The sequence below is a fragment of the Neochlamydia sp. AcF95 genome (assembly GCF_018342455.1).
GTDB lineage: Bacteria > Chlamydiota > Chlamydiia > Chlamydiales > Parachlamydiaceae > Neochlamydia.
This window is the reverse complement of record NZ_JAEMUC010000050.1, coordinates 45521-69919: the sequence shown is the minus strand read 5'-3', so window position 1 is coordinate 69919 and position 24399 is coordinate 45521. Positions and strand designations below refer to the sequence as shown.

Here is a 24399-nt window from a genome sequence, read left to right as displayed (position 1 = left end):
AGAAGACAAGCAAAAATATAAAGACAAAACAATGGCACAAAATTTAAGTTGTTTGCGAAAAATGGCTTTAAATCTTTTAAAAAAGGATCCTCGCAAAGCATCTTTGCAAGCAAAGCGCTTGAGAGCTGCATGTAATATTACTTACAGAGAAGAACTTTTAAAAAATTTATTTATAATGCGTTAACCCTGGCTACTTACCTTAAAATAGCATTTAGGGTTGGTGCCATTAAAGCTAGCTTGCAGTTTTCCTTCCAGCGACGCATTGAAAGTTTACTTCAAGTGATTATAGCCTATTTAAGGCGCTACTCTCAAGCTAGTTTAGGTTAGGCAGGGAATGAAAAGGATAAAAAGCTTAAAATATACTTAAGAAGTAATACGCTCTCGAGTAACTCTTTATGTCATCATATACTTAGTAAAAAGCTTGTTTTTACGGGTAGGGCCAGCTTGAAAAAAGGGTGATTTTTTTTTGGTTATACAGACGTAGTTTCTTTAAAAGGTGTAATTGAGGATCTTAATCGATAAGAAATTAAGATTGCTGGGAAGGAGTGGTAGGGTAGCTCTTATAGATTTTGATATGCATAATTTTCCAATCGCCTTCTCGGTTAGCTAGGTGAAATTCAAGATAGAATTTCTGATGTGTTGACGAGCCTTTTAACAAGATTTGGTAAGTAGCTTGATCTTTGGCTACATTAGTAAACGAAACATTCTTTCTGGTGAGTTGAGTAGTTAAAACCTTTCCATAAAGGTCCTGGATGAAAAGTCGAAAATATTTGAAAGAAGAAGCTTGTTGAAACTCTTTACTTGTACTAAGAAAATAAGCATCATTAATATTTCTTTGTTGAATGCGTTCTAGAAATAGGTGTACAGCTTGGACTACCGCTAATTCCTCTTGCTCCGTGGGAGGATGTAAAGATAAACGTTCTTCAAAAAAATCTATAACAGACTCTTCAGCAGCTAACGATAAAGACAGAGTGGTAAATAAAATAAACAAATATTTCAATGGATGCTCTTAAGAAAAAGGTTTAAATAAGCCATAATTTTCCATTAAGCTTTCTGCCTTTTTATAATGCGTACGTTTTAATTCTTCATACACACGTAGTCCTTGCGCATTAAATCCTTGTTGGAAGTAAAGAAGGCCCAGCTTATAGAAAGTTTCTCGATCACCCGGGTTTAATTTTAAGATGGTTTCATATTCTTTAATTTCTTCTTTAGGCATTTGCAGATCACGATAACTATAAGCTAGTTGGGCATGGACCCAAGGGTCGTTGGGTGCATAATCATTAAGAACCTTAAATTCTTCAATGGCTCGTTCGGCAATGGCACGGAATTTCTCTTCCATCTGAAGGGAATAGCGCTCTACAGGCATCCAGCGTTCCTCATCATATCCCTCTAACTTACGCGGATCTACATAAAGGCCGGAAAGCATAACGTAAGCATTGGCAAGCGAGGCGTGGACCTCCAAGCTAGTCGGCTCGCACTTGACAAGCTTGATATTTTCTTCTACAGAAGTTAGCAAGAGAAGTTCTTTAAAGCGATGGACATCTTGCCAATGCCACCAACAGCTAAATTTTTCTATAAAAGAATGTAAAGATTTTAGCCATTGAGGGAAGGAATAAAAATTATATTCTTTGCCGTGAAGGTTATTAGCTAATTTGCAACATGCATTGGCTAAAGCAATATGATGTTCTGGGCAACCTTCTTGATAATTCAAAAGGCTTTTGCAAGCAGCCAAATAACGTTGAATGATCTCTTTATGCTGCTCAGGCTTCTTAGTCTGGTAATAAACTTTCAGGATGAAATAAGAAAAGAAGGTAAGAAATACTCCAGCTAAACACATAGCAAGTAAAGCTGATTGTGTCAATAAGCTAAAAAAGGTAACCATTAAGATACATTCAATCACACCTAATATCAAAAAAATTAAGTGTAAGAGCACATAAGAGCGCATCATCCCTTCAAACTGAGGAATAATAGAAGCAATGATAGGGTTGATATGATCGTTATAAAAGAAGGTATTAGCTTGAAAGTAAGTTTCTCCTTCAATGCGGGAGGATGACATGGTACTACTCTTGATAAAGCTTCAGGAAGACCTTTTATAAGGTTTGCCCTAAATTTAAACAAGGCTTTTTATGTTTACACCCCCTTTTTGTTAGCGGTGAGAGGCTTAATTCTATCATTCGTTAGTAATTTTAAGGAAATGATGAGCGCCATGCTGGCTAGCTATTCATGAAAAAAGTAATAAACTAGGGGAAGGCAATATAAACGAGGCAGATGCTTTTTCTTTAGCCGGTCGTTTGTCGGCTCACCCTGACGCTAGATTTTTTTAATTCTTCCTGATAGAAAAGACTTAAACCTAGCAAATTAAGGGCCGAAGAAGTGAAAAAGGCTAAGCCTAGTTCCTCTCCCAAGAGAGCCCACCCGAATAGAGCAGAAAACATTGAAGTGGAAAAGCCTGCAAAAGACATAAAAGTGGCAGAAAAACGTTTCATTAGCCAGCCGTAAAGATTATAGCAGATAAGATTTGAGACAAGTAACAACCAAGCCGCACAAATAAAGAAGGGGACAAGGCTGTTAAGATTAACAGGTACGGGCTTCCAATCTTCTACTAGCAGCGAGTGAAAAAGGGTAATGATTCCACCTATCAGCATGCTCATTCCATTGGCAAACAAAGGTGAATAAAGATTTTCATTAACGAGCTGACGTAAAAGAATCCATCCATAAACGCTTGTAGTAGCGGCAATAATCACAGCTAACTCTGCCCAAGAAAACATAAAGAGATGGCCCGCTTTTTGCTCTGCAGATGTTTCACTAAGTAACATAGGAATTATGCCTACAAATCCAATCATTAATCCTATCCATTTTTTTATCGACATTTTCTCTGTGAAAATAAAATAGGAAAATAAAGCAGATATAAAGGGAGAAAGGCTATAGATAAAACAGGTTTTAAAAGAGGTTAAATATTTCAGACCCCAAAATTCGAGGACATTGGTAATGTAAATGTTAAAGAAAGCCAGGCGTAAGATACGACCAAAGCTGTGCCAATTCATGGAGATATGGGCACCCTTGCGGTAAAATTCATAGGCTAAAAGAAGTATACCCGCAACTAGCATGCGTGATCCAATCAGGAAAAAAGGCTGTGCATATTCTAGAGCAACTTTGCCGACTGTGAAAACGCTAGCAAAAAGGGCAAAAAGTACAAATACAAAAAACATCAATCGATCTCTTTTAAATTATCTATAGGATATAGTAAAAAGCAAAAAGATTCAATTAAGAAGGAGTAAAAGGATGGCGGGTACATTCATTGGCAACTTTAAATTTCCTGGATGCAATCGGTATAATTAATTTACGCCTTCTCTCTCCATTCTGTGGTATGTAGGTTAAAACTTAAATTTGCTAATTTGAGTAAATAAAGTGGGTGAAGGGGGTGGAGCTTTAATGCTTTACTCCAGGCTTGAATTGCATCGGTTAAATGATTTTGCTCTTCCTCTATACAAGCCAGCGAGCGCCATGCTTCTTCATCGCGAGGAGCAATTTGTAAAACTTGCTTTAGATGATAAAGAGCAGAGTCAAAATCTTTCTCAATTTTATTAATCAGCGCTAATTGCTTATAGGCTTCCACATAGTAAGGATTTAAATCAATCGCTTTTGAGAAAGCTTGTTTGGCACTTCGATTAAGTTTTAAATGAGTTAAGACTTGGCCTTGAAGATACCAGGCTTCTGGAAGATAAGAATGCTTTTCATTGATTTTCTTAAGAATATCGTATGCTAATAGAAGTTTTTCAGAGCTATCAGCGCAGCTATCCGTTGAATAATTAAAATAAGAAATAAGCTCTTTGGCTGAAAGTAGCTGAAGGGAGATACTTTGAGGGTATAATTGCAGCTGGTGGCTTAATAGCTGTGAGCTTAGATTGAAAGATTTATTCTCTTTGAGATCGATGCCCAAATTTTGAGGGATTGGGAATAAAGCAAGATGATCGATTTCAAATTGCCTAAAATGTATAGAGGCAAGATCAGCTCTTCCTAGAAGGGTAAGCGCTTGACCATATAATCGATGAACACTCAAATCTTGCCGACAATCTAAAGCAAATAGTTCTTTAAAAGAAGAGACGCTATCAGGATATAAACCAATTTCAAAATAAATTTGGCCTAAAAGCAAAAGAGCTTTTTCTCGTGGCGAGCCCTGGACATTCTGTAAGGCTTCATGTAAATCTTTAAGCGATGCGGGGTAATTTTTTAATGTATAAGCCAGCTGAGCCCTTTCTAAAAGAAGATCAGGAAGGGGATTTTTAACTTGGCGAAAATAACTTAAGGCTTGGACTAAATCTTTTTTAATATAAAGAAAATAGCGGGCAGCAAAATCATAGGCATTAAAGCTATACAAATGCATTTTAAGGATATTGTAAGGTGTAGAACCCCTCTCTTCGAGGAAATAAAGGGGAATGTGCTTTAAAAAAGTAGCAAATATCTCTTCGGCTTGTTCTTTTTGATCCTGGGCAAGATAAGCTTGGATAAGCATGCCTTGAACGGCAGGAATTTGCTGCCTAGAAGGAGCCAGCTGAGGATATAAGTCAATCACCCGCAGCCAATCTTGCTTTTGAAAGGCTGCAATATAAAATCCTAGAAGGATTTCATCATGGAAGAGAGCATGTTGAGCCCTTTGAATTTGCTTCAGCCAACTAATGCTTGGTTCGGGCTGAGATACTAGTAAATAGCCTAAACCTAGGCGCAGCTTATTATCATCCGATAAAGGCTGATGAGCGCAAAGAAGTTGCAGGAAAGAGGCTCCTTGCTTCTCTCCCGTAATGAGCATAGAAATGGCCAGAGGCTCTAAGATAGAAGAATCTAGGCTGCTTAAATGCCTAGCATGTTCGATCACTTCAAAATATTTCCCTTCTTCATAAGCAGTCAAAACAGCTATACGGCGGGCTGCTTGATCGCAAGGAGTAGCTTTAAGTACTCCTAAAGCTTTATCGGCAGCTAAGGTAAACTGCTTTTTTTTGTACAAGTATTGTGCATCTGCTATTTGGTTAGCGATTTCTGAAGCCTCCAGGACTGGCAGAGAACTAAAATTAAATTGTTGTATAGCTTGTTGGATAAAGGCAAAATGATGAACGTTATCTTGAAGAACTGCCTGTTGATATATTTTAATTACTGCACGTTCAATGTCTTGCTGGAACTCTTTTAGCTCTTCTTCGAAGGGTAAGGTAGTAGCCAATCTTATAAGATCTATGGCTTTTTGAGGTTTATTTTTAAGCGACCAAAGACATTCGGCTTTTTGCAATAGCTGCTGAGCTAAGGTATAGCGCTGGAAAGCTCTTTTTTCTAAAGCCTGCCATAGGTCAAGATAGGCGTAGATTTCTTTAGAAATTTCAGCACCATTCTCAAGTACCTCCAAGATTTTAGATGCTAAAGCATGGATGAGTGTTGGCAGGCAGGAAGAATCAGAAGAGAGAAGCTTTTGGCTGAGAATCCAGCCCTCTTTCCAGTAATCAAGATGGCCCTTTTTTATCGCTTCTTGCATAGAGGCTGTTAATTGCGAGACCAACAGCTGATGAAAATTACTTTCATACAAATGGTCTGTTATTCCTTGAATAAATTGCGAAGCTTCTTCAATATTTCCTGTGCAAATCATTTCAGTAAATCTCTGAGCAAATCGCTTACTTATTTCCTCTAATTGAGGAAAAGCATGCATTCTCTCTAAGGTGTGAAGGTAAAGCGGTAAGCTTATAAATGTAAAACCTTCAATTTCTTGCAAAAGCTGGGCTTTAAAGGAATGAGCAAGGTAACTTTTTTCTTGAAGGTAATAGACATGGGCGTTGGACGTTAATTGGAGATAGCTTGCAGCTTTTTGATAAGCAAAAGGGCGTGCAGGTGGGGGCAATTTTTCGGCTTCTTTCACGTAGCTTAAAGCTAATAGCAGATTAGCATCCTCTTCGACAGCCGCTGGGGAGATGAAAAGCATGGCTTTCAATGCTTGGCGGGCTTCCTCTAATTGGCCTACCTCGATTTGAGCGTATAAACAATTAAGCCTCACTTTTTCTTCTGGAAGATGGCGTTGAAAACTTGCTTCCATCCATTTAGATAGCCAAGATCTAGATTGGCTAGCTTGCCAATGGGTAAGGGCTTGAGGATAATCTTTGAGCAAATAAAAATAATAGCCTTTAAAGAAAAGGAACCAAGGATGATCAACAGTAGTATACAAAAGGCATTGATCAAGCGCTTGATGTAAGGCGTCTATATCTTTTTGCAAAAAAGCATTTAAGGCTAAATTTAAAGATAATTCAAAAGCTTTATTACTTCTTTTATTAGTAAGATGCTGCAGGGCCTCTAAAAAATAAGGTTGTGATTTTTCTGCCCCTAATTTCTCACGAGCTATATACCCTTCATATAAATAAAAGTCTGCTGATGAGAGGGCATGATCGCCATGTAAGAGATGGAGGTGTGCTTCATCGTATTGTTGGCTAGCAAAATGCTCATAAGTTTGGTCAAGGAGGGTTCTTGAATCAAAAGTAAACCCTATAAAGAGAGCAATAAACAGCAAGCTAAAACAAAACGAAAGAGTAAAAATTTTAAAATAGGACATTAGAACCAACCCTAAAAATCTTCTACATTAAACTTTATAAAAAAAATTTTAATGTAAGAAAAAAAACTGTTAAAAAAAGTATTTTAAAATTTGATGAAATAAAAATCCAGCCTATGTTAAAATGGAGATAAAAAGAATTTACCTTGAGAAAGGCGTATCATGCAAAAATCAAAAATTGTACTGCTTGAAGATGAGGAAGATATAGCGGCATTGATTAAATTACAAGCAGATATTTCTGGCTATAAATTGCATACAGAAATTGATGGCCTGAATGGATTAAGAGCCATTGAAAGAGAGAAACCGGATTTAGTGATTTTAGATATTATGCTTCCTGGCTTAAGTGGCCTAGATGTTTGCCGAAAAATGAAAATTCATTCCGAATTAAAAGATATTCCGGTCATTATGATTTCTGCAAAAAGTGAGGAATTAGATGTAGTGTTAGGGTTGGAATTAGGGGCCGATGATTATGTGGCAAAGCCTTTTTCCCCTAAAGTTTTATTTTCACGCGTTCGAGCTGTACTGCGACGTGGCAAAGATACCCATGAAAAAGCTTTAAAAATTATTGCGTTTGGTAATTTTACAATAGAATTAGAACGTTATCTGGTAAGAAAAAACGATAAATCTATTTCTTTGACCCTTTCAGAATTTGGGATTTTAAAGCGCTTGGTAACAAATATGGGTAAGGTTTTAACCCGTAACCAATTGCTTGACGATATTCAAAATAGTGACGCTTTTGTGGTGGATAGAAATATTGATGTACACGTCGCTTCTCTTCGTAAAAAATTAGGTCCCAACTTTCAATGGATTGAGACGGTCCGCGGGGTGGGCTATCGCTTCTTAGAAGAGGAAGAATAACAAATAGAACGACTTATTCTATAGGCCAAGGAAAAAATCGCGCCTACTTGCTAAATTTCATACATTCGCATGAATTTCATGCTTATCTTTTTTCTAATACCTTTTAGAGAAATTAAGTCTACATAACCAAAAAAGAAATTAACCTTTTTCCAGGCTGGCTCTACCCGTAAAAACCAAGCTTTTTATCAAGCATATGATTACATAAAGAGTGGCTCGAAAGCGTATAATTACATTTTTTAATTAATTTTTTATAAATGCCACCTTTTAATTGATAGGTTTATAGAAACATAGAGGTCTGTTGAAAAAATAGTGTTCCTGTTTTTTGAAAAAAATGTTACCTTTCCAACAGCTTCCTTGCTAATTAAAGATCTAGTCTTTCCATATGATTGTATAAAAAGCTTGTCAAGTATCTCTTTATTTAAGAAAATTTTAAACCCTAAGAAAGAGTGGTAAACTTATTTTCTTTAAGTTTTTTTAGCCGCTCTAGATCTATTTTAGCGTAAGCGATACGTTGAATAGAGAGATGAACTTTTCCCGGAGTATGGTTTTTATAACGCGAGACATATTTACATTGAGTGATGCAAACTTCTCCTTCTTGGCGCTCTTTAGCTTTGCTGTAGAAAAGAGCTGCATGAATAGCATCTTGTAAAGACTCTTCATCGGGTTTAGGATGTTTATCCAGATGTAAAATGACATGCGATCCAGGGACATCTCTAGCATGTAGCCAATAATCCGAGCCACGGGCATAAGTAAAAGTTAATTTATCGTTAGCATGGGCGTTCTTGCCTACCCATATCTTTAATCCTGCTTGAGTCACAAATTCGTGATAAGGTAAAGATAAATTTTTCTTTGTCGAGTGATTCTTTGTTATTTTCTTAGATAACTCCTCCGAATGTATTTGGCAAAAACTTTCAAGCTTTTGCTTAGTCTCGAGCTGTTGCACCTGTTCTAGCATTAAAGATAACTTTTCTATGGCTAGATGGGCTCGCTTTAACTGAGCGGAGAGGGGGGCAACCGCTTTTTTTAATTTTTTACTTTTTTGAAAGCGTTTAGAGGCTTCTTCAGAGGGTGAAAAGGTAGGGTCTAAGTTTAGGATGACTTCTTGATTACCTTTCAACCAATCATTGACCCTGACCTGGCTTAACCCCTTCGTTATTTTATATAGATTGGCTTGAAGAAGGGAAGCTTCATGGTGTGCTTGTTCCCAAAGAAGAGCTTTCTGTAGCTCTTCAGAAAATTTAGCTTCGGCTTTCCGAGTTTTATTTAATTTATTTTTTAGCTCGGCAACCAGTGCATTTCTTTTTTCAAGAAATTCAGCTTCTAATTCTTTCTGTCTGTAGATAGCTTCCACTGAAGCACTAGTAATATTCTCAGGCGAGTCGAGTGGCAAAAGAGGAGGCAGAGTTTTAGGAGGAGTATAAAAAGTATGGATAGTGGGATGCAAAGAAACTAGAATGCACTGTTGGCTATCAACAAGATAGCAATTGGGTTTTTTAGGAATAAGTTCGCTGATAAGAGTTTGGGTGAGCTTGCCTTTTTTAAAAACCATCCATAAAATTCTATCTTCATTGATAAGCTCGCAGCTTTCTAAATACCAGGTCCGTAAATGATGGGTCAGTTGCTTAGAAAAGAATGAAGAAATATCTTGACCAGGGTATTTGGTAAGATGGAAGCGCAAAAAGGCTTCTTGAAAACAAATCAATAAGGAGGGTGCGTCTTTGAAATGAAGGATAATCTTTTGAGGATGTGACGCTGTGCAGTGATCAAAAAGCGCTTCCTTTAAAGAAGAGTTAAGTTCTTTAAGAATTTTTTTCATTTGATCGATTGTTAATGACATACTCTATCCTGCGGCAAAAGATTCCATTTTTACACATTCTAACAAGGAAATAATCTTATCTGTTTTTTCCCAAGTAAAGTTTTCTTCATGACGCCCAAAATGCCCACCAAAAGCAGTAGAGAGATAAATAGGTTTTTTTAAGTTAAGCATTTGAATGATGCCTTTAGGTGTTAAATCAAACACTAAAGGGACGGCTCTGCTGAGAATATCTTCACTCACTGATCCTGTACCAAAAGTATCTACTTTAATAGAAAGGGGATGGGAAACACCGATAGCATAAGAAATTTGCACTTCACAGCGCCGGGCTAATTTAGCTGCCACGATGTTTTTTGCCACATAACGAGCTGCATAGGAAGCGGAACGATCTACCTTAGAGGGATCCTTGCCTGAAAAAGCCCCACCTCCATGATGGCCCATTCCTCCATAGGTGTCTACAATAATCTTTCTTCCGGTAAGCCCACAGTCGCCCGCAGGGCCTCCAATCACAAAACGGCCGGTAGGATTAATGTAGAAAAGAGTATTATCCGTAATAAAGCCTTTAGGAGCTATCCTATGCACAAGTGCTTGCATATCATGGACGATTGTCTCTCTTTTAACTCCTTCTGCATGCTGCACGGAGATCACAACGGTATGAAGACGGATAGGTTGATTTTTTTCATCATACTCTATTGTAATTTGCGTTTTCGCATCAGGTCTTAGATAAGGAAGCTGTTTGTTTTGTAGGATGTGATGGAGCTCTCGAACAATTTGATGGGCTAGCGTGATAGGTAAAGGCATTAATTCGGGTGTCTCTTCACAAGCATACCCAAACATTATGCCCTGATCGCCTGCACCTTGTTCTTTATAAAGGCCTTCTCTTTCATTGATACCTTGAGCGATGTCTAAGGATTGCTTATGAATAGAGGTTAGCACGCCACATGAGCGATAGTCAAAGCCCTCTTCTAATTGATCGTAACCTATATATTTAAGAGTATTACGTACGATTTCTTGATAATCTACTTGTGCTTTAGTCGTAATCTCTCCTGCAACCACGACAAGGCCTAAAGTTACCATTGTTTCGCAAGCCACTCGGGAGTTTTCATCTTGCTCAAGACAAGCATCTAATATAGCATCAGAAATTTGATCAGCGACCTTATCAGGATGACCAATCCCTACTGCTTCGGAAGTAAATAGAGAATGCTTCATGCTTATCCCTTAAAGTTAGCAAAAACGATAGCAAGGCTCTTGTTATCGTTTAAATTAAAAGATTAGATAATCAAGAGAGGAGATTAAACTTTAAAGTTTAGCAATCTTTTTGTTTTTTAGCATAATAAAGTTATTAAATATTCTTGAGTATAGATAAGAATGTGTATTTCTCTACGTTAAGGAGGTCTACTTGTATGGATAGATAGGCGACTTTAAATCTCAAATTTCATTTTTAAAGGGATGTCTACTTTATCAATGGAATGTCCCAGAAACTTGGAGCCATGCAAACGAAATTTTTCAGGATAATCCGAAACATAAAAGCGATGAGGAGGTGTTTTACCCGGGGAGGCATGTAAATGATGAGTCTCTAAAGTGAGCGATACATGTTCTGCGCAGGTGCTAGCCGAGTCGACAATGCAGACATGCGGGCCTATTTCCTTTTGGATCAAAGAACGAAGAAGAGGGTAGTGAGTGCATCCAAGAAGTAATGTATCAATGCTGCTTTGCTTTAAAGGGGCAAGATAATCTTTGATAATTAGCTGGGTGGCCGGATGATCGAATAGGTGCTCTTCAATAAGGGGTACTAACAGGGGGCATGACATGGAGTAAACTTGGCAAGAGGGGAGCTTTTTTTTAATTTGTTGGGGATAAATACCTGATTCGGTGGTCGCTCGTGTAGCAAGCACACCTATTCTTAGTTGGCGTGAAGCTTTAGCGGCATGCTCCACCCCTGGCTGAATCACATCAACAATAGGGATTTTAAGGATCTGTTTCAACTTATCTACAGCATAGGCTGAAGCTGTATTACAGGCAATAACTAGTAATTTAATTTGGTGTTCCATTAAAAAGATTGCGTTTTCTATAGAATAACGCAGGATGGTATCGGCACTTTTGTCGCCATAAGGCAACCTGGCAGAGTCTCCGAAATAAATAATTTGTTCATGAGGAAGCTTATGCATGATTTGTTTCATCACTGTTAGCCCGCCGATCCCTGAGTCAAAAATTCCAATTGCTTGCGAATTACTCATGGGATTCTAAGATTTTGGCCAACAACGATTTTATCATGGGAAAGGCCATTAAGCTCTTTAATGGCTTGGATAGTCGTTTGATGCTTACGCGCAATCTTTTCTAAAGTGTCTCCGGGTACCACTTTATAAATCTTAACGGATGGAAGCCCAACTTTTTCTGAAACACCGCTTGTGGGATTTAAGGCCTCGGCAACTGATTTGATCGCTTGATGAAGGCTATCGATGTTTTGATTTTGAAATTCAATAATTTTTTCAAGCTCCGTAAGCTTTTGCTTATATTGGGAGAGGGTGGTAGCTATTTCATTCGAGTAGGTTTTAAACTGCTTAGCGTCCGAAATGATCCCTTGAGTAAGGAGCTCCAGGCTATTAATTTTTATTTCTAGGGCTTTAGAAGAATCTTTCCATGCTTCTGTGTGCGCATGCCCTGCTTCCATCCATTGCTGGCGCATCGAGTCGATAATCGTTTCTAAAGTACGGACTTTCTCATCATAGGTTTTGATTTCAATTTCGTGATTGCCGACCTCATGGCGTAAATCATCCAGATTATGGCGCATTTCACGCAGAACAACGGCTGTTTGATCATTATAATAGCGATTAGGGGCTGCATCAATATTGCCTAGAAAGCAAAAAATTAAAGGGATGATAAGGAATATCATAACTTTTATAACTCCAGGTTGCTTGCGCAACCTGAGCCTTGGGAAGAAGATTTCTATAAACATTATTTTTGATAAATTTTAAATTCTGCTCGACGATTTTGTGCCCAGGCCTCTTCGTGGCTTTCCATCACGGCAGGACGTTCTTTACCATAAGAGATCGTAAAAATATTATCAGGGCTGGCGCCTTCGGCAATCAGAGCATTACGAACAGCGTTAGCACGCCGTGAGCCTAAAGCTAGGTTATAAGCTTCTGCTCCTCTTTCGTCGGTATGTCCTTCAATAAAAATATAGGTGTTAGGATTTCTTTGCAGATAGTCTACTACCTTGCGTAAAATACTCATGTTTTCCTGGCCTTTGATCAAATTGCTATTATAATCAAATTTGATGCTTTGGAAAATACCCGAAAGGCCTTGAATAGTACTAGGATCTTTGAAAAATTGAATGTCGGGGAGAGTACTGCCTGGATCACCTGGATTTTCTCTCGGCTGTGGGCTAACAGATTCTGCCATGGCTAACTCGGCAACGTTGGGCTGATCTTGTAAGGGTATAAAGTCTTCGTGAGCATAAATATTTGCAGAATTGCTTGGTTTACCCAGGGTATAAAATTCATCAGGAGAATAGACTTGGCGCGAATCGCCATGTTTACCGCCAAGAGATTTAACACCTCTTCCAATATGACGCCCAGCGGTTTTCGTATCTTCCCATACATCATCGCTCGTGCGCCTGCAGCTTGTAAAGGATAAGCTAATAAGAAGTATATTCAAAAGCAGGCAATAGGGAGTTAATTTCATAAAATCCTCAGGCTTTGTGGCTATAAATAATTACAAAAATAAGATAGTAACATAAAAGGGGAAATATTCTAAAAGAGCTTTTTTAATTAGCTTGTTTTACAAAAGAAAGATAAGAATAAGACTCTATCTTCCTTGAGAGGTTTTTAGGGTTTTATCTCTTTAATTTTAAGCAACTTGCGTTTTAACTTGTTTTAAGTGTATGAGCCTAGAAAAGCTCTAAAAAAGCTTTTTTATGGGTCTTAGTTTTTTTACTCTTACTTAAGAGGAGCTAATAGGATTTAGGGCAGCATTTTAATCCTAGGCATGCTCGAAGCAAAGGCTTTGAGGCTCAAGCGTAAGTAGCTCATGGGAGAAAAGAGCCATCAAGAGACTTAAAGCTTGACTGACACTATAAGGCAATGAGCTATTTGCTAAACTTAGGCTCCCATGCAGGAAAGCGTTTCAGGCCTTTTCCTGAGGAAATTTTTACTGCTTCTGTTTGATGCATATTGATCAAATAGAGTTCGCTGCTATTATCGCCCGCAGAGTTAAAAATAAGATGCAAGCTATTAGGAGCCCAGGTAGGATTTTCTTTGTGACCCCCTCCTTTAGTAATTTGCCTTTCTTGCTTTTTGTCAAAATCATAAACCCAAATTTGGCGGATATCCTGGCTTTTTGCACAATAAGCTAGCTTACTGCCATCGGGGGACCAGGCAGGAGCTGTGTTCTCTCGATTTGATTTGCTAATCAAGAGAGCTTTAATGTTTTTAAGGCTTGCTCCGGGTTGCGGAATGTCTATGACATAAATGCGGGGCGATCCATCTTTGTTAGAAACAAAGGCAACCTTAGTACCATCTGGGCTAAAGGTAGGGGTTCCTTGCGTGGCTAGATGGGTAGAAAAAATTTGTTGAGGTTTACCTAAAGCGCCTTTTTCAGGATTAAATGCTTGCAGGAAAAGATCAGGGTTGCCGGTATAATCGCAAATGAAAGCTACCTTATCCCTTTGTTTGGCAATAGCAGGCATCAATTGATTACCTTTAAGCAAGCTGAAACGCCTGCCTACACCATCTTTTAAGGAAGCTATATAGATTTTTGACTGCCCCGCTCGATAAGAAACATACATAATGCTTCCGCTCGTATGGCCTTCTTGAGGAGGAATATAGGTAGGGGTCACAATAAGACTGTTTTCATGGGTAATTTGTCTGGCGTTAGCGCCATCGTAATCAGCTTCCCATACTTCTGCGATAGACTTAAGACCCTGCGAGATTTTACACGTGTAAATGATTCGCGTGCTGGCTATGCCTTCGCTGCCAAATAAGCTTTTATGGAGGCTATCGGCTAAACGATGTATGTGCCGGCGATCTTGATTAAGGTCTCCGCTTAAAGAAATATTATTGACTGATTTTTCATGCTCACTATTCATGGAAAGCATCTTTGCTGACATTTGATTGCCTTTGATCAATATTTTCAATACATAGTAAGCATTCAGGCTTTTCCAGGTAGAGCTATTAATGGAATCAATAAAATCACCAACAGGTGTGTTAGATTCATTTTTTATTGTAAAGGTCATGCCATTGTGATTTAAGTCAAACTGTAAAACTTGTTCTAGCTGCCGAATGTAAGAGATAGTAAAGGCAGAGCTTTCCTGATAAAAAGGAGCTAGATAAAGAGGTATTAGCTTATTTTCCGTGGCTAATCTAACTACAATTTTCTGATTGTCTTCGCTTGCTATAGCTGATAAATTGTGTTTAAAAACTAAAAAAAGAAGAAAAATTATTAGATAATATTTTAGGTGATTCATAATTCATTACTTAATTGAATGATAAAAGTATATTCTGGTATGCCGGCAAACTCCCTTCCTAGAGGAGGAAATTTTAACATAGGCAAGTTTTTTTCTACATAGAGGCGATTTAAATGGCTGGGAGATTTAATGACATTCACTCTAATGGCTCGGCCTAAGCGATCGACAGTTAATTTCAGTTGAACTTCCCCATGTTCGGGTAGTTTTAATAAAAGTTTAAGGCGGCTAGCTAGCTCATCTCTATAGCTTCTCTCTATTGCGGGGGAAGGAAGAGTCTGAGCTATAGGCAGATTATCTATTTGCAATGTAGGGATAGCATTAGCTGAGGCGAGTGCCGTCTGGCTTGCTTGAGAAAAAGAAGCATTTTGATGAGCTCGGTTCTGCTCAAGCTTGGCAATGCTGGCCTGGGCAGTAGCTAGAAGTTTTTTCTTTTTTTCTTGTACTTCAAGGCTTGCTTGTGAATTAAAGCCTTTAGGTTGAGGCTCTGGGGAAGACTTTTCTAAAAGAGCTTTCATAGGTTTCTTCTCAGCCGCCTTGGCTGCAGTAGATGCAGGACTAACGCTTTTTTTAATATTATTTTTTTTAAGAGATGGTTTGCCGGTTGTTGAATGGGTGGATTCATGAATTGCATTCTCTTTTTTTATAGCTGCTTTTTTATTAGGCGTTTTTTTAGAGGCTGTAGGACTTAAAGTTTTTATACTTTTTTTATCTGGCGAGGGAGGGGGGGCAATTTTTTTATTAGGTTGTGCAGAAGCCAAAGAAGTGTTGCTAGGTTTCATCTCTTCTACGTTAAGAGGAAGAGGTGGAGGAGAGGTAATAAGTTCAGCGGCAATTTCTTTTGAAGGTTTAGAGCTGGGTAGAATATTAGAATTTGAAACCAATTTTTCTTTGTTCTCACTAGGCGCAAGAGGAGATTTTGCTTGCACTCCTGGAGGAGTAAGCTGAATTGTATGCACGACTAGACGTTCGTTATATTGGCGAGGGGCTTGTTTGGAAAAAGGAAGCGAGATCATGCTTAAAATCATTCCTCCATGGATTATGAGGACCAAGAGAGTGATTTGCCATAACATCTTATCGCGGAGGTAGATACTACTCATAATTACTTAGAGACTAGGCAGGTTTAAGAATCACATCTAATTGAGTAAATCCTGCTTTTTCAGCTGTATTCTTAACGGCTTGATAGGTTCCGAAGTGGGCCGTGCGGTCATGATATAGCTGAGGCTGGGCATCAGGATAACGCTTTTTGGCCTCTTTTAACAAGGTAAATAATTGTTCTATAGTCACCATGTGTTTATTAAACCAAATAGTATTATCTTTGCGCACATGAATAGAGATAGGGCTGCTAGCTTGAACAAAGTTTGGGCTGCTTTCGCGCAGGCCAGAAGATGCTTGAGCAAGTTCAACATTATCAAGCTCCAGCAGAGGTGCTATCAATATAAATATAATTAAAATGACAAAGACCACATCGATTAGAGGAGTTAGATTAACAATAGGCTCTTCGATATTTTTATGGATAGAATTCTTAATGAATCGCCTGCTCATGAGAAGTCCACTTTTCTATATTGCATCTCTACACAACCCAAAATTTCGCTTGCAAAGCTTTCCATTTCAATCTCAAAGTCGCGAATAGCATGCTTTAAATAATTGTAACCAATCAAAGCAGGGATGGCGTCTATGAGTCCTAAAACTGTTGTTGCCAAGGCAAGAGAGAGCCCACCTAGTACCATTTGGGGTGTATTGCCTGCTGCTTGTACCTGAAAGTCGGAAAAGCTTGTCAATATGCCCCATACAGTGCCGAGTAATCCTAAAAAAGGGGCTAGACTTACCACCGTAGATAGAATAAAAAGATTTTTTTCTAAATTTTTAATTTGATGAGCAACCTGGGTAGCTAAGGAGCCTTGTAGAAAATCGATATCTGTAAGAGAAAGAAAAACTGCATCTTGCTCAGTTTCCTTATTTTTAGGTATAAAAAATTTATTTTTATTAAGGACTTCCAGAGTCTGTTTTTTAAGAAGAGAGTAAAGATCCATGTAAGGGTTGCTATAATATACTCTAGTGGCAGCTTCGCAATCTAAATTCAAAGGATTTTGCTTTTGCAGTTGAAAGATATCATAGAAACGGGCTGCTTGTTTCCTTGCCTGGTAGGTATGCCAGATCTTATGGAGTAAAATGATCCAGGTCATTATAGAAAGGAAAATGAGGCCAATAAAGATCAATTTGCCTAAAAAATCAGAATGCACATAGGCTTCATAGAAGGGATTAGTAGCTACAAAAATGTTTACATTCATTCATAAATCCTTTAAAATATAGCCTTTAATTAAAAAAGAAGGGGTTTACATTGGCAGCCAAGTTTCAACATATGGCCTATGGGTTACTCGGCTTTTTGATCATTTTCATCCCTCTCTTATACAGTGAAAATCCTTCTCAAGTCAATCAACTTCATTCATTTCCATCTAATCTGGGCTTGATCGAGCCCCCAGCGAATGACTCTTCTTTACCTATTAAAGCTTATGTGCATTCCGAAACGATAAATTTCAGGGCCGCCGAGCCCTTTTGGATAAAAGTCAGCCTTACCATAGCCCCCTCTTGGAATATTTACTGGAAAAATCCGGGAGATACAGGCATGCCTGTTTCCATTATTTGGGAGCTGCCACCTGGATTTAAAGCAGATGAGCTGCAGTGGCCTTATCCGCAACGTTTTGAATCCCCCTCATTCATTGGTTTTGGTTATGAAAATGAGGTGCACTTTTTGTGTCGAATTTTCCCTCCTGAGCACCTAAGCCATTCTGAGATTTATAAGTTTAAAGCGACTATTAAATACTTAGCTTGTTCAGACTCTGCCTGTTTGCCAGGAGAAACTAACGTGCAGATGAACCTTACCCCTACTTCTTTTTCCCCAGTCATCGATAAGTCTTTAACTGCTGTTTTCGAACAAGCGCGCCGTTTGTTGCCCAAAACTAATGGGAATTTTACGGCCAAGCGTGTCAATGATTTGATAGAGCTCACCCTGCCATCTCCTTTAAAGCATGGAGAGAAAATTATAAATATTTATTTCTTTCCCGAAGAAGGACAAAGCATAGACTACCATTTAGAGCCTTCTGTATCCTTGCAAAAGCCTTCTTTTTCTTCTTACTCCCTTGTGTTTAAAGAGAAAGATTCATCGTTGCCTACAACTTTCCTTAAAGGTGTTTTAGTCTTAACCATTCAGCAGGCCGAAAGAATTGTGACGGAAGCTATCGAGGTAGCCGTACCTATCCAAGACTTCAATAAAAAAAATTCTGCGTGGGCTTTTAAGGAGACTTTTCCTCGCCCCTTAGATATTACGTTGCCCTCCACACCTAGCGATTATGAAGGGGGATTGGGCATGGCTTTGATATTAGCTTTTTTGGGTGGAATGCTTTTAAATTTAATGCCTTGCGTTTTACCGGTAATCTCTTTTAAAATTTTAAGCTTCGTTAAAATGTCCGGACAAAGCCGCCAGTTGACCTTGCAGCATGGTTTGATGTTTAGTGCAGGCGTTCTAGTTTCCTTTTGGATATTGTCTGCAGCTCTTTTGATTTTAAAGGCTTATGGCCATGCTGTAGGCTGGGGATTTCAGCTGCAGGAACCTGCTTTTGTCGCTTTGTTGTCAGCGGTCCTATTCATTTTTGGTTTAAGCTTATTTGGTGTGTTTGAAATGGGAACTAAAGTGGGCTCTTTTGCGGGGCAGTTGCAGCATCAAGGGATAAAAAAGGGAAGGGGCGCTTCCTTTTTAAGCGGGGTACTAGCCACGCTCATAGCTACCCCTTGCACGGGCCCCTTTTTAGGTACAGCAGTGGGTTTTGCCATGACTTTACCTTTCTACCTGTCTTTTTTGATTTTCACTTCCTTAGGAATGGGAATGGCGTCTCCTTATCTTATCCTATCTGCTTACCCCTCTTTTCTGCGTTTTTTACCTAAGCCGGGAAAATGGATGGAAACCTTTAAACAATGCATGGGTTTTATCATGCTTGCTTCCGTGTTATGGTTAATGTGGGTCTTTGCAGCTCAAACAAATGCATTAGCTCTTATCCTGCTCTTAGGGGCCTTTTTTATGGTAAGTATAGCTTGTTGGATTTACGGGCGCTGGGCGACCCCTCTTCATTCCAAATTAAGCTACAGGATTGCTGTAACCCTCGCTCTTTTATGGCTGCTGGCTGCTCTATACGCTTTACTTTATGCTTCTAAGGTTGCCTCCCACTCTACCTCTTCTTCTCCTGCTATAGTTGAGCAAGAGGCTATATGGGAAGAGTTTTCTCCCCACCGGCTTGCAGAGTTAACCTCCCAAGGTATTCCTGTTTTTGTTGATTTTACAGCTAAGTGGTGTTTAATATGCCAAGCTAATCATATGATATTGGGAGGGGCGGACGTTCATAATCAATTTAGCGAGCAGGGCGTAGTACGAATGAAAGCGGACTGGACAAAAAAAGATGCCGCCATCACGGAAGAGCTGCAAAAATTCGGACGCCATAGTGTACCCTTGTATGTGCTTTATCAGCAGGGGCAAGAGCCTTTTATTTTTCCTCAGTTATTGACTCCTAGCTTAGTCATCAACAAACTAAAAGCCATAAATAAATTTTCTGGAAACTAAAATATCAGGTGATTGATTTTTTAAATCCTCTATTCGTTAAAAGTTCTTGTTACTCTCCAAAATGGCTGGATAGCTGATTATCTAGCTTCCTCTTGGCTAAAAATTTTAAAATTCAGTAGATTTTTCTTTCTTTTTATTTGGGTTGATCGGCATTCGGTTGCCTGCAACATACCTTTAGCTAACAAACAGAGCCTTATTATCTCTTTTTAATTGCCCTAATGGCTCTTGAGTTGTTTTATTAGAAGGCCTATACTAGGATATAAAAGAGAAGAAGGTGAGGAAAGAGCAGGACCATTTTTTCTCTCTGGATAGATGTAGTTGTAACAATTGCTAATGAGAATATTTACCTAAATTGGGGAGCTTTTCTTGCCCGTCCTGTTTCTAAAATTTGTTTGCTTTTTTGCTTCTATATAGATATGTTTAATCTCATAAAAAGCACAAAAATAGATATGCAATTTAATAATAGGACCCCCTATGAGCCCAATTTCTATGACTCTCGAACTTCTCCCTGATGAAATACAAGTCCACATTTTAAAAGATTGCGCTAGCCCTTCCTTATTTGGCGTTTGTACAAGATGGCAACACCTGCTAGCTAATGAAGTTATACCCTCTCTTTATAAGCAAATAGGTAAAATGCACTTTCCTCAACGAAAAGCTACCGAGCAGGCTAACCTTTTAGATAAACTTTACAAGCTCCCAGCTGGGCTTTCTATACAAGCAAAGGTAAATGAAATTTTTAGGCAAACCTTCGCTCTAGCTAAATCTCTTGCTCCAGCGGAATTTAGAGGCCAAATCGAAGAAAGAAAATATTTTACCCTGGCTAATTATACTTTACTTCTTTTAAACATTAATCGTCTTTTAATAGAGTCTAGATTGCCGGGCTATAAAAAATATTTAAACCGACCAGACATCAAAAATCTGCCCTTAAAAAAGAAAGAAAAGCTTTTAGCAGGTTGGATTAAAAGGTATGGCAAAAATATTAAGAAATTTGAGCTAACAGGAAGCGAATTGACTTCTTTGCCTTCCGAGATAGGCCGATTGTCTAAGCTACATCAGCTTAAATTAAACGATAATCGCTTATTTACCCTTACGGCAAAAATAGGAGAGCTTTTTAATCTAAAAGAGCTTTGCTTGAACGGCAACCATCTCACCTCACTTCCTGCAAAGATAGGCCAGCTCTCTGAGCTCCAAGAACTTTTCTTAGGCGGTAACAAGCTAATTACCCTTCCTGCAGCCATCGGGCAACTTTCTAAGCTGCGAGGGTTGTATTTAAACGATAATCAACTTACCATTCTTCCCGCGGAAATAGGAAACCTCTCTCAGCTGCAAGAGCTTTTCTTAGGCGGCAACAAACTAACTACTCTTCCCTCAACAATCGGGCAACTTTCTAAGCTGCAAGAGCTGTACTTAAACGATAACCAGCTTACCATGCTTCCTGAGGAAATAGGAAACCTCTCTCAGCTAAAAGAGCTTTTCTTAGGTTGCAACAAACTGGCTATCCTTCCTCCTACGATAGGACTTCTTTCGCAGCTGCGGCTACTTTGCCTAAGCAACAACCAGCTAGCTGTTTTGCCTGCAAGTTTAAAGCAGTTGCCCGCAGGAATAGATCTTAACCTGGATGGAAACCTGCTGGAGAGCATTCCCTCTTGAATTGAAGCAGTGTTTTAGCCTCCCTATTTAAGTAATAATCTTATAAGGCGTTTTAAATCATTTTACCTGTGATTATAAAAAACGTAAGCGGTCACGCGAATTATCAATTGATTCGCGATAAATAAAACAATTTTTAGAGTTTGTGTTTACTTAATCATATGTTGAATAGTATGCAATCATTATACAGGCAGCTATTTACAGAATAAAAGCCATGATTACCTACTGGTAAATCCTCCCTACTAAAGGAGGAAAAGCTGTTTTAGCAATTTCTTCTCTTTTTGCCTCTTTCTAAGCATTCTGCTTAAGGCTTTTAATTTTCTTGTGCATTGCATAGAGGGTGTGTGTGTTATTTTTCCTCAAAAACAGGTAGAAGTAATAGACTCCTTAGCTACTCCTTATGCAATCGCTTAGCCTAGCAAAGTCTCTCTTTAACTAAAAACGCAGTTTTTAGAGCTTGAGTGTGCAGACTTAGCTTTTCTTAAGCACTATAAATGCACCTCTTCATATGAGGCTGGCAACTTTATAAGGAGAGTGGCTAGCGATAAACTTTAAAGGCGAGCATCATTGACCAGCTCTTTAATAAATCCTATAATTATTTGGTTTTCTTCGGGATTTAATCCTGGATTTATTCTTATAGTACTAGAGCCTTCTTCTGCATTAACGGCGATAATGATGCAATTAGGGTGATAAAATCCAAAGCTAGCTCGAGAATGTACCTTTATCCCTTTCTTTAGGCATTTTTTATAGAAAAGCCCCATAATAGCCCTACTTTTTATGGCATGACCTTTCCCTATAAGTTTTATATCGATAAAGGAACATTCCATCTCTGGATCTGCGGTGCTAATGCGTATCTTCTGGCTACTTTTCTTGCTTAAGGGCTGAAGAAGCGGGGGAACATGATCAAGGATTTCCCTAGTATTCTTAAAAATAGCCGCTCGATAACTATCCATTTGCTCAGTAGTATACTTATAAGCAAGAGAGAACCATTGAAGACTTAGTTTATCGGTTTTATGGGCAATGTCTTCAGTTAAGGAATCAAAGGCATCCCAGGGAGCTTTTCCATTATTAACCATGTAAAATGGGGACCCATAGTAGTTATCCATTCCAAACATATCAAATTTCTGCCCACTACGGAAAAAGACAAAGTTTAACTTACCCTCTTTTATTTCCTCCTGGAAGGTGGTAAGCAAATCGCGGGCTTTAGGAGAATTGATATAATCGATTGTGCAATCGACCGCTACCGTAAGTTGCTTATTTTCGTTTTTTTGCGCTAGTATTTGTCGGATATCTGCTTTGATATCCCTTACCGCATAGTGGGTATGTTTGGCATCAATTTCAATATTAGGATTAAATTGACAAGCGTATAGATCAATTTGCTTTAAGCTTGTATCTTGTAAAGCGTTCTCAATACGCTGGTCGTTGCCTATAAAGCTTGCTTGCTCATAATAAAAGCCTGTACTAAATACTCGGGTAGGGTGAGGGTTCAGTTTTGATAAGGCCGCATTGATTCCAGCGAATACGTTGACTGCCGTCTTACCTAAGCCTGCCTTTATCAAGGGACGCAGTTCTTCTGGAATGTTTGCTAACTGCTTTGGCAAAATAGTAGGGAATGCCTTTTCTTCAAAAGGAGCTGTAAGCGTTAAAAGGTTAGCAATTTCGCAATGAATCAGCTCAATTTCCTGTGCATACTTCCTATAATCGTTCATAAAAAGTTCTGCTGTGGCCAGATGTTCTTTTATTTTAAACAAGGAGGTTTGAATGATTTCACGTTTTATTGGATGTTTTTGCAACTCTTTCCATTGCTTGTCCCTGATTTCATTAAGTAGACCCCTTAAAAGATGTAAGGTAGATTCGCCTAAAATAGCTAGATGAGGAGAGTGGGCATGCATTTTTGGAGAGGAAATTTTTTCTAAGAATCTTTCAAAGAGTGCTAGCTTAGTGAAATCAAGCCTATCAGGAAAATAAACATCTTTGCTAGGAAAACCTTTAGCATCAGGACCTTTAATAGGGTATTTAATATCCGGTCTAATATTAAAGCCATTAAGAATATGTGCACGCATGTTAATAGCGCCGATATACAAGCCGGTTTGCTCAATAAAATCTAAAAAGGCAGGGTGCTTTTGAAGAATTTTTTTACCTTGTAAGCTAGAAAAGAGAGGTAAAACTTTGATGCCTGCAATTTCGTCAAGCTTTAACCTGCAAATGCAGGTGCTATTTTTTTTCAACAATTTTTTAAATTTACCTGTAGAAATTTTACTAAATTCAGGATGCTGCTTTCTAAATTCTTCAATTGACCTATCAAATGAGCGATTAAGGCTTGTACGTAGTAAATTCAATTGCTTTTCAAAAGCTTTTTCCTTTTCTCTTTCTCCATTAGTTTTGGCTAAGTCTTCCAAAGAAGGAGTTAAATCCACTAGTAAGCTAACATTCATCGTTTGGGAAAAAGCTTTGCGTGGTTCCTTGGCAAACTTTGAAAAATGTGCATGTAGGGCTTGAGTAATTGTGTTTTCCCATTTAGCTTCGGGCATTGCATTATCAATCACATAGAAGTTTAAAGGAAAAAATTGAGTAACCTCGGTAGTATCGGTAAGAATGAGAGGGCTCTTACGAGTAAATGCTAAATTTTTATTAATTTCAGCTCCTAATTCTGTATTTTGCCGAAATCCCATGCGATGGTAATGATAATTCGTATAGGGTCCCACCTGGAATAATATTCCAATTTTTCTTTGCAATAATTTCATCATGTTAAGATAAATAGGGGCAGATTTTTCCAAATAATTGGTCGCCATGAACTCAATTTGTTTCTTTAACTGGGGATCCTGTGTTTTTTTATAGGAATCCTTCAGCAGCGCTAGGTTAAGACTCCAATCTGTTTGTGAATTCTCTATGGTTGCTACGCTTTCTAAAAGTCCATGATAGGATCGTCGCCTTATATGCAGAAGGCGGTGAGCTAGGTCAGATATTAACTGTAAGAGTTTAGTAAGACCTTCTTTTAGGATTGATACAAAAACTTCCCCTCCAAGGGTAATATTTCTTTTTAATACTTTAATGAAAGATGAAATACGCATTTTAAAAGATGCTAGGGCGCACTCATGGGTTTTAGATGAGCAAGAAGAAGAAATACTACTATAAATTTTAGGGGCTACGGCTTCTTGAGCCATTAAAGGATTTTTAGAATGATAGTTAGGAATATTCATTTCTATGTTATTATCCATAATTAAGTTATTTATTTTTCTAACAATTAGATATTTTATATTAATTGTAGTAAATAATAAAAGAATTATTTCTGTCAGTTTTATTTAAAACAAAAAAATTAGTCTTATTTTTTACTTGAAGGTTTTCTTCAAAAATCCTATAGCAGGTAATCACGTCAGCGGAAAATATTAACACATACTCTTGTAAATCCCTATGAGATTGTCTAAGTTCCC

General features: G+C 38.3%; 17 protein-coding genes and 1 pseudogene. 4 read left to right on the top strand and 14 right to left on the bottom strand.

Translation table 11 applies throughout. The features are described 5' to 3' along the window. Positions 1-184, top strand: a pseudogene (locus NEOC95_RS06455) (ISAs1 family transposase); the annotation flags it as partial. Positions 185-526: 342 nt separating this feature from the next. Here NEOC95_RS06455 and NEOC95_RS06450 read toward each other — a convergent pair. The 4 genes from NEOC95_RS06450 to NEOC95_RS06435 form a co-directional block, all read right to left on the bottom strand. Continuing rightward, entirely contained in the window at positions 527-991 is a 465-nt protein-coding gene (locus NEOC95_RS06450) for a DUF4864 domain-containing protein (protein ID WP_213152206.1), read from the bottom strand. Positions 992-1009: 18 nt separating this feature from the next. Continuing rightward, positions 1010-2056, bottom strand: coding sequence for a tetratricopeptide repeat protein (locus tag NEOC95_RS06445; protein WP_213152205.1), 1047 nt, complete (start codon positions 2054-2056; stop codon positions 1010-1012). A 223-nt stretch (positions 2057-2279) separates the two neighbouring features. After that, a complete protein-coding gene (locus NEOC95_RS06440) occupies positions 2280-3209 on the bottom strand; it encodes a DMT family transporter (RefSeq protein WP_213152204.1) in 930 nt (309 codons plus the stop codon). 131 nt (positions 3210-3340) lie between these two features. Beyond that, positions 3341-6580, bottom strand: a complete 3240-nt coding sequence (locus tag NEOC95_RS06435) for a DUF1347 family protein (protein WP_213152203.1) — start codon at positions 6578-6580, stop codon at positions 3341-3343. A gap of 159 nt (positions 6581-6739) precedes the next feature. On the opposite strand from NEOC95_RS06435, the gene NEOC95_RS06430 reads away from it, so the two are divergent. Beyond that, positions 6740-7435: a response regulator gene (locus tag NEOC95_RS06430; protein WP_213152202.1), complete on the top strand. Its 696-nt coding sequence runs from the start codon at positions 6740-6742 to the stop codon at positions 7433-7435. 436 nt (positions 7436-7871) lie between these two features. Here the strand turns inward: NEOC95_RS06430 and NEOC95_RS06425 are convergent, their stop codons facing one another. The 9 genes from NEOC95_RS06425 to NEOC95_RS06385 all read right to left on the bottom strand — a co-directional run bounded on the left by NEOC95_RS06425 (position 7872) and on the right by NEOC95_RS06385 (position 17000). Then, positions 7872-9272 (bottom strand): NFACT RNA binding domain-containing protein, encoded by a 1401-nt coding sequence (locus NEOC95_RS06425; RefSeq protein WP_213152201.1) that lies wholly within the window; start codon positions 9270-9272, stop codon positions 7872-7874. Between the two features lie 3 nt (positions 9273-9275). Further along, a complete protein-coding gene (gene metK / locus NEOC95_RS06420; protein WP_166154131.1) occupies positions 9276-10457 on the bottom strand; it encodes a methionine adenosyltransferase in 1182 nt (393 codons plus the stop codon). A gap of 212 nt (positions 10458-10669) precedes the next feature. After that, positions 10670-11485: a glutamate racemase gene (gene murI, locus NEOC95_RS06415; RefSeq protein ID WP_213152200.1), complete on the bottom strand. Its 816-nt coding sequence runs from the start codon at positions 11483-11485 to the stop codon at positions 10670-10672. After that, positions 11482-12141, bottom strand: coding sequence for a LysM peptidoglycan-binding domain-containing protein (locus NEOC95_RS06410; RefSeq protein WP_249270195.1), 660 nt, complete (start codon positions 12139-12141; stop codon positions 11482-11484). The genes murI and NEOC95_RS06410 overlap by 4 nt, the downstream gene beginning before the upstream one ends. Positions 12142-12203: 62 nt before the next feature. Then, on the bottom strand, positions 12204-12932 hold the full coding sequence (locus NEOC95_RS06405; protein ID WP_166154135.1) for an OmpA family protein: 729 nt from the start codon (positions 12930-12932) through the stop codon (positions 12204-12206). A gap of 403 nt (positions 12933-13335) precedes the next feature. After that, entirely contained in the window at positions 13336-14712 is a 1377-nt protein-coding gene (gene tolB / locus NEOC95_RS06400) for a Tol-Pal system protein TolB (RefSeq protein WP_213152199.1), read from the bottom strand. Further along, positions 14709-15809: a hypothetical protein gene (locus tag NEOC95_RS06395; RefSeq protein ID WP_213152198.1), complete on the bottom strand. Its 1101-nt coding sequence runs from the start codon at positions 15807-15809 to the stop codon at positions 14709-14711. The genes tolB and NEOC95_RS06395 overlap by 4 nt, the downstream gene beginning before the upstream one ends. A gap of 13 nt (positions 15810-15822) precedes the next feature. Beyond that, complete coding sequence (locus NEOC95_RS06390) at positions 15823-16254, bottom strand: ExbD/TolR family protein (protein WP_213152197.1); 432 nt, start codon at positions 16252-16254, stop codon at positions 15823-15825. Further along, complete coding sequence (locus NEOC95_RS06385; RefSeq protein ID WP_166154143.1) at positions 16251-17000, bottom strand: MotA/TolQ/ExbB proton channel family protein; 750 nt, start codon at positions 16998-17000, stop codon at positions 16251-16253. The genes NEOC95_RS06390 and NEOC95_RS06385 overlap by 4 nt, the downstream gene beginning before the upstream one ends. Positions 17001-17050: 50 nt before the next feature. Here NEOC95_RS06385 and NEOC95_RS06380 point away from each other — a divergent pair, with 50 nt between their 5' ends. Together NEOC95_RS06380 and NEOC95_RS06375 are read left to right on the top strand one after the other, a co-directional pair. Then, on the top strand, positions 17051-19321 hold the full coding sequence (locus tag NEOC95_RS06380; protein ID WP_213152196.1) for a protein-disulfide reductase DsbD family protein: 2271 nt from the start codon (positions 17051-17053) through the stop codon (positions 19319-19321). Positions 19322-19795: 474 nt separating this feature from the next. Further along, positions 19796-20971: a leucine-rich repeat domain-containing protein gene (locus NEOC95_RS06375; RefSeq protein ID WP_166154147.1), complete on the top strand. Its 1176-nt coding sequence runs from the start codon at positions 19796-19798 to the stop codon at positions 20969-20971. A gap of 548 nt (positions 20972-21519) precedes the next feature. On the opposite strand, the gene NEOC95_RS06370 is transcribed toward NEOC95_RS06375, so the two are convergent. After that, positions 21520-24186, bottom strand: a complete 2667-nt coding sequence (locus tag NEOC95_RS06370) for a hypothetical protein (protein ID WP_213152195.1) — start codon at positions 24184-24186, stop codon at positions 21520-21522. Positions 24187-24399: the final 213 nt, after the last annotated feature.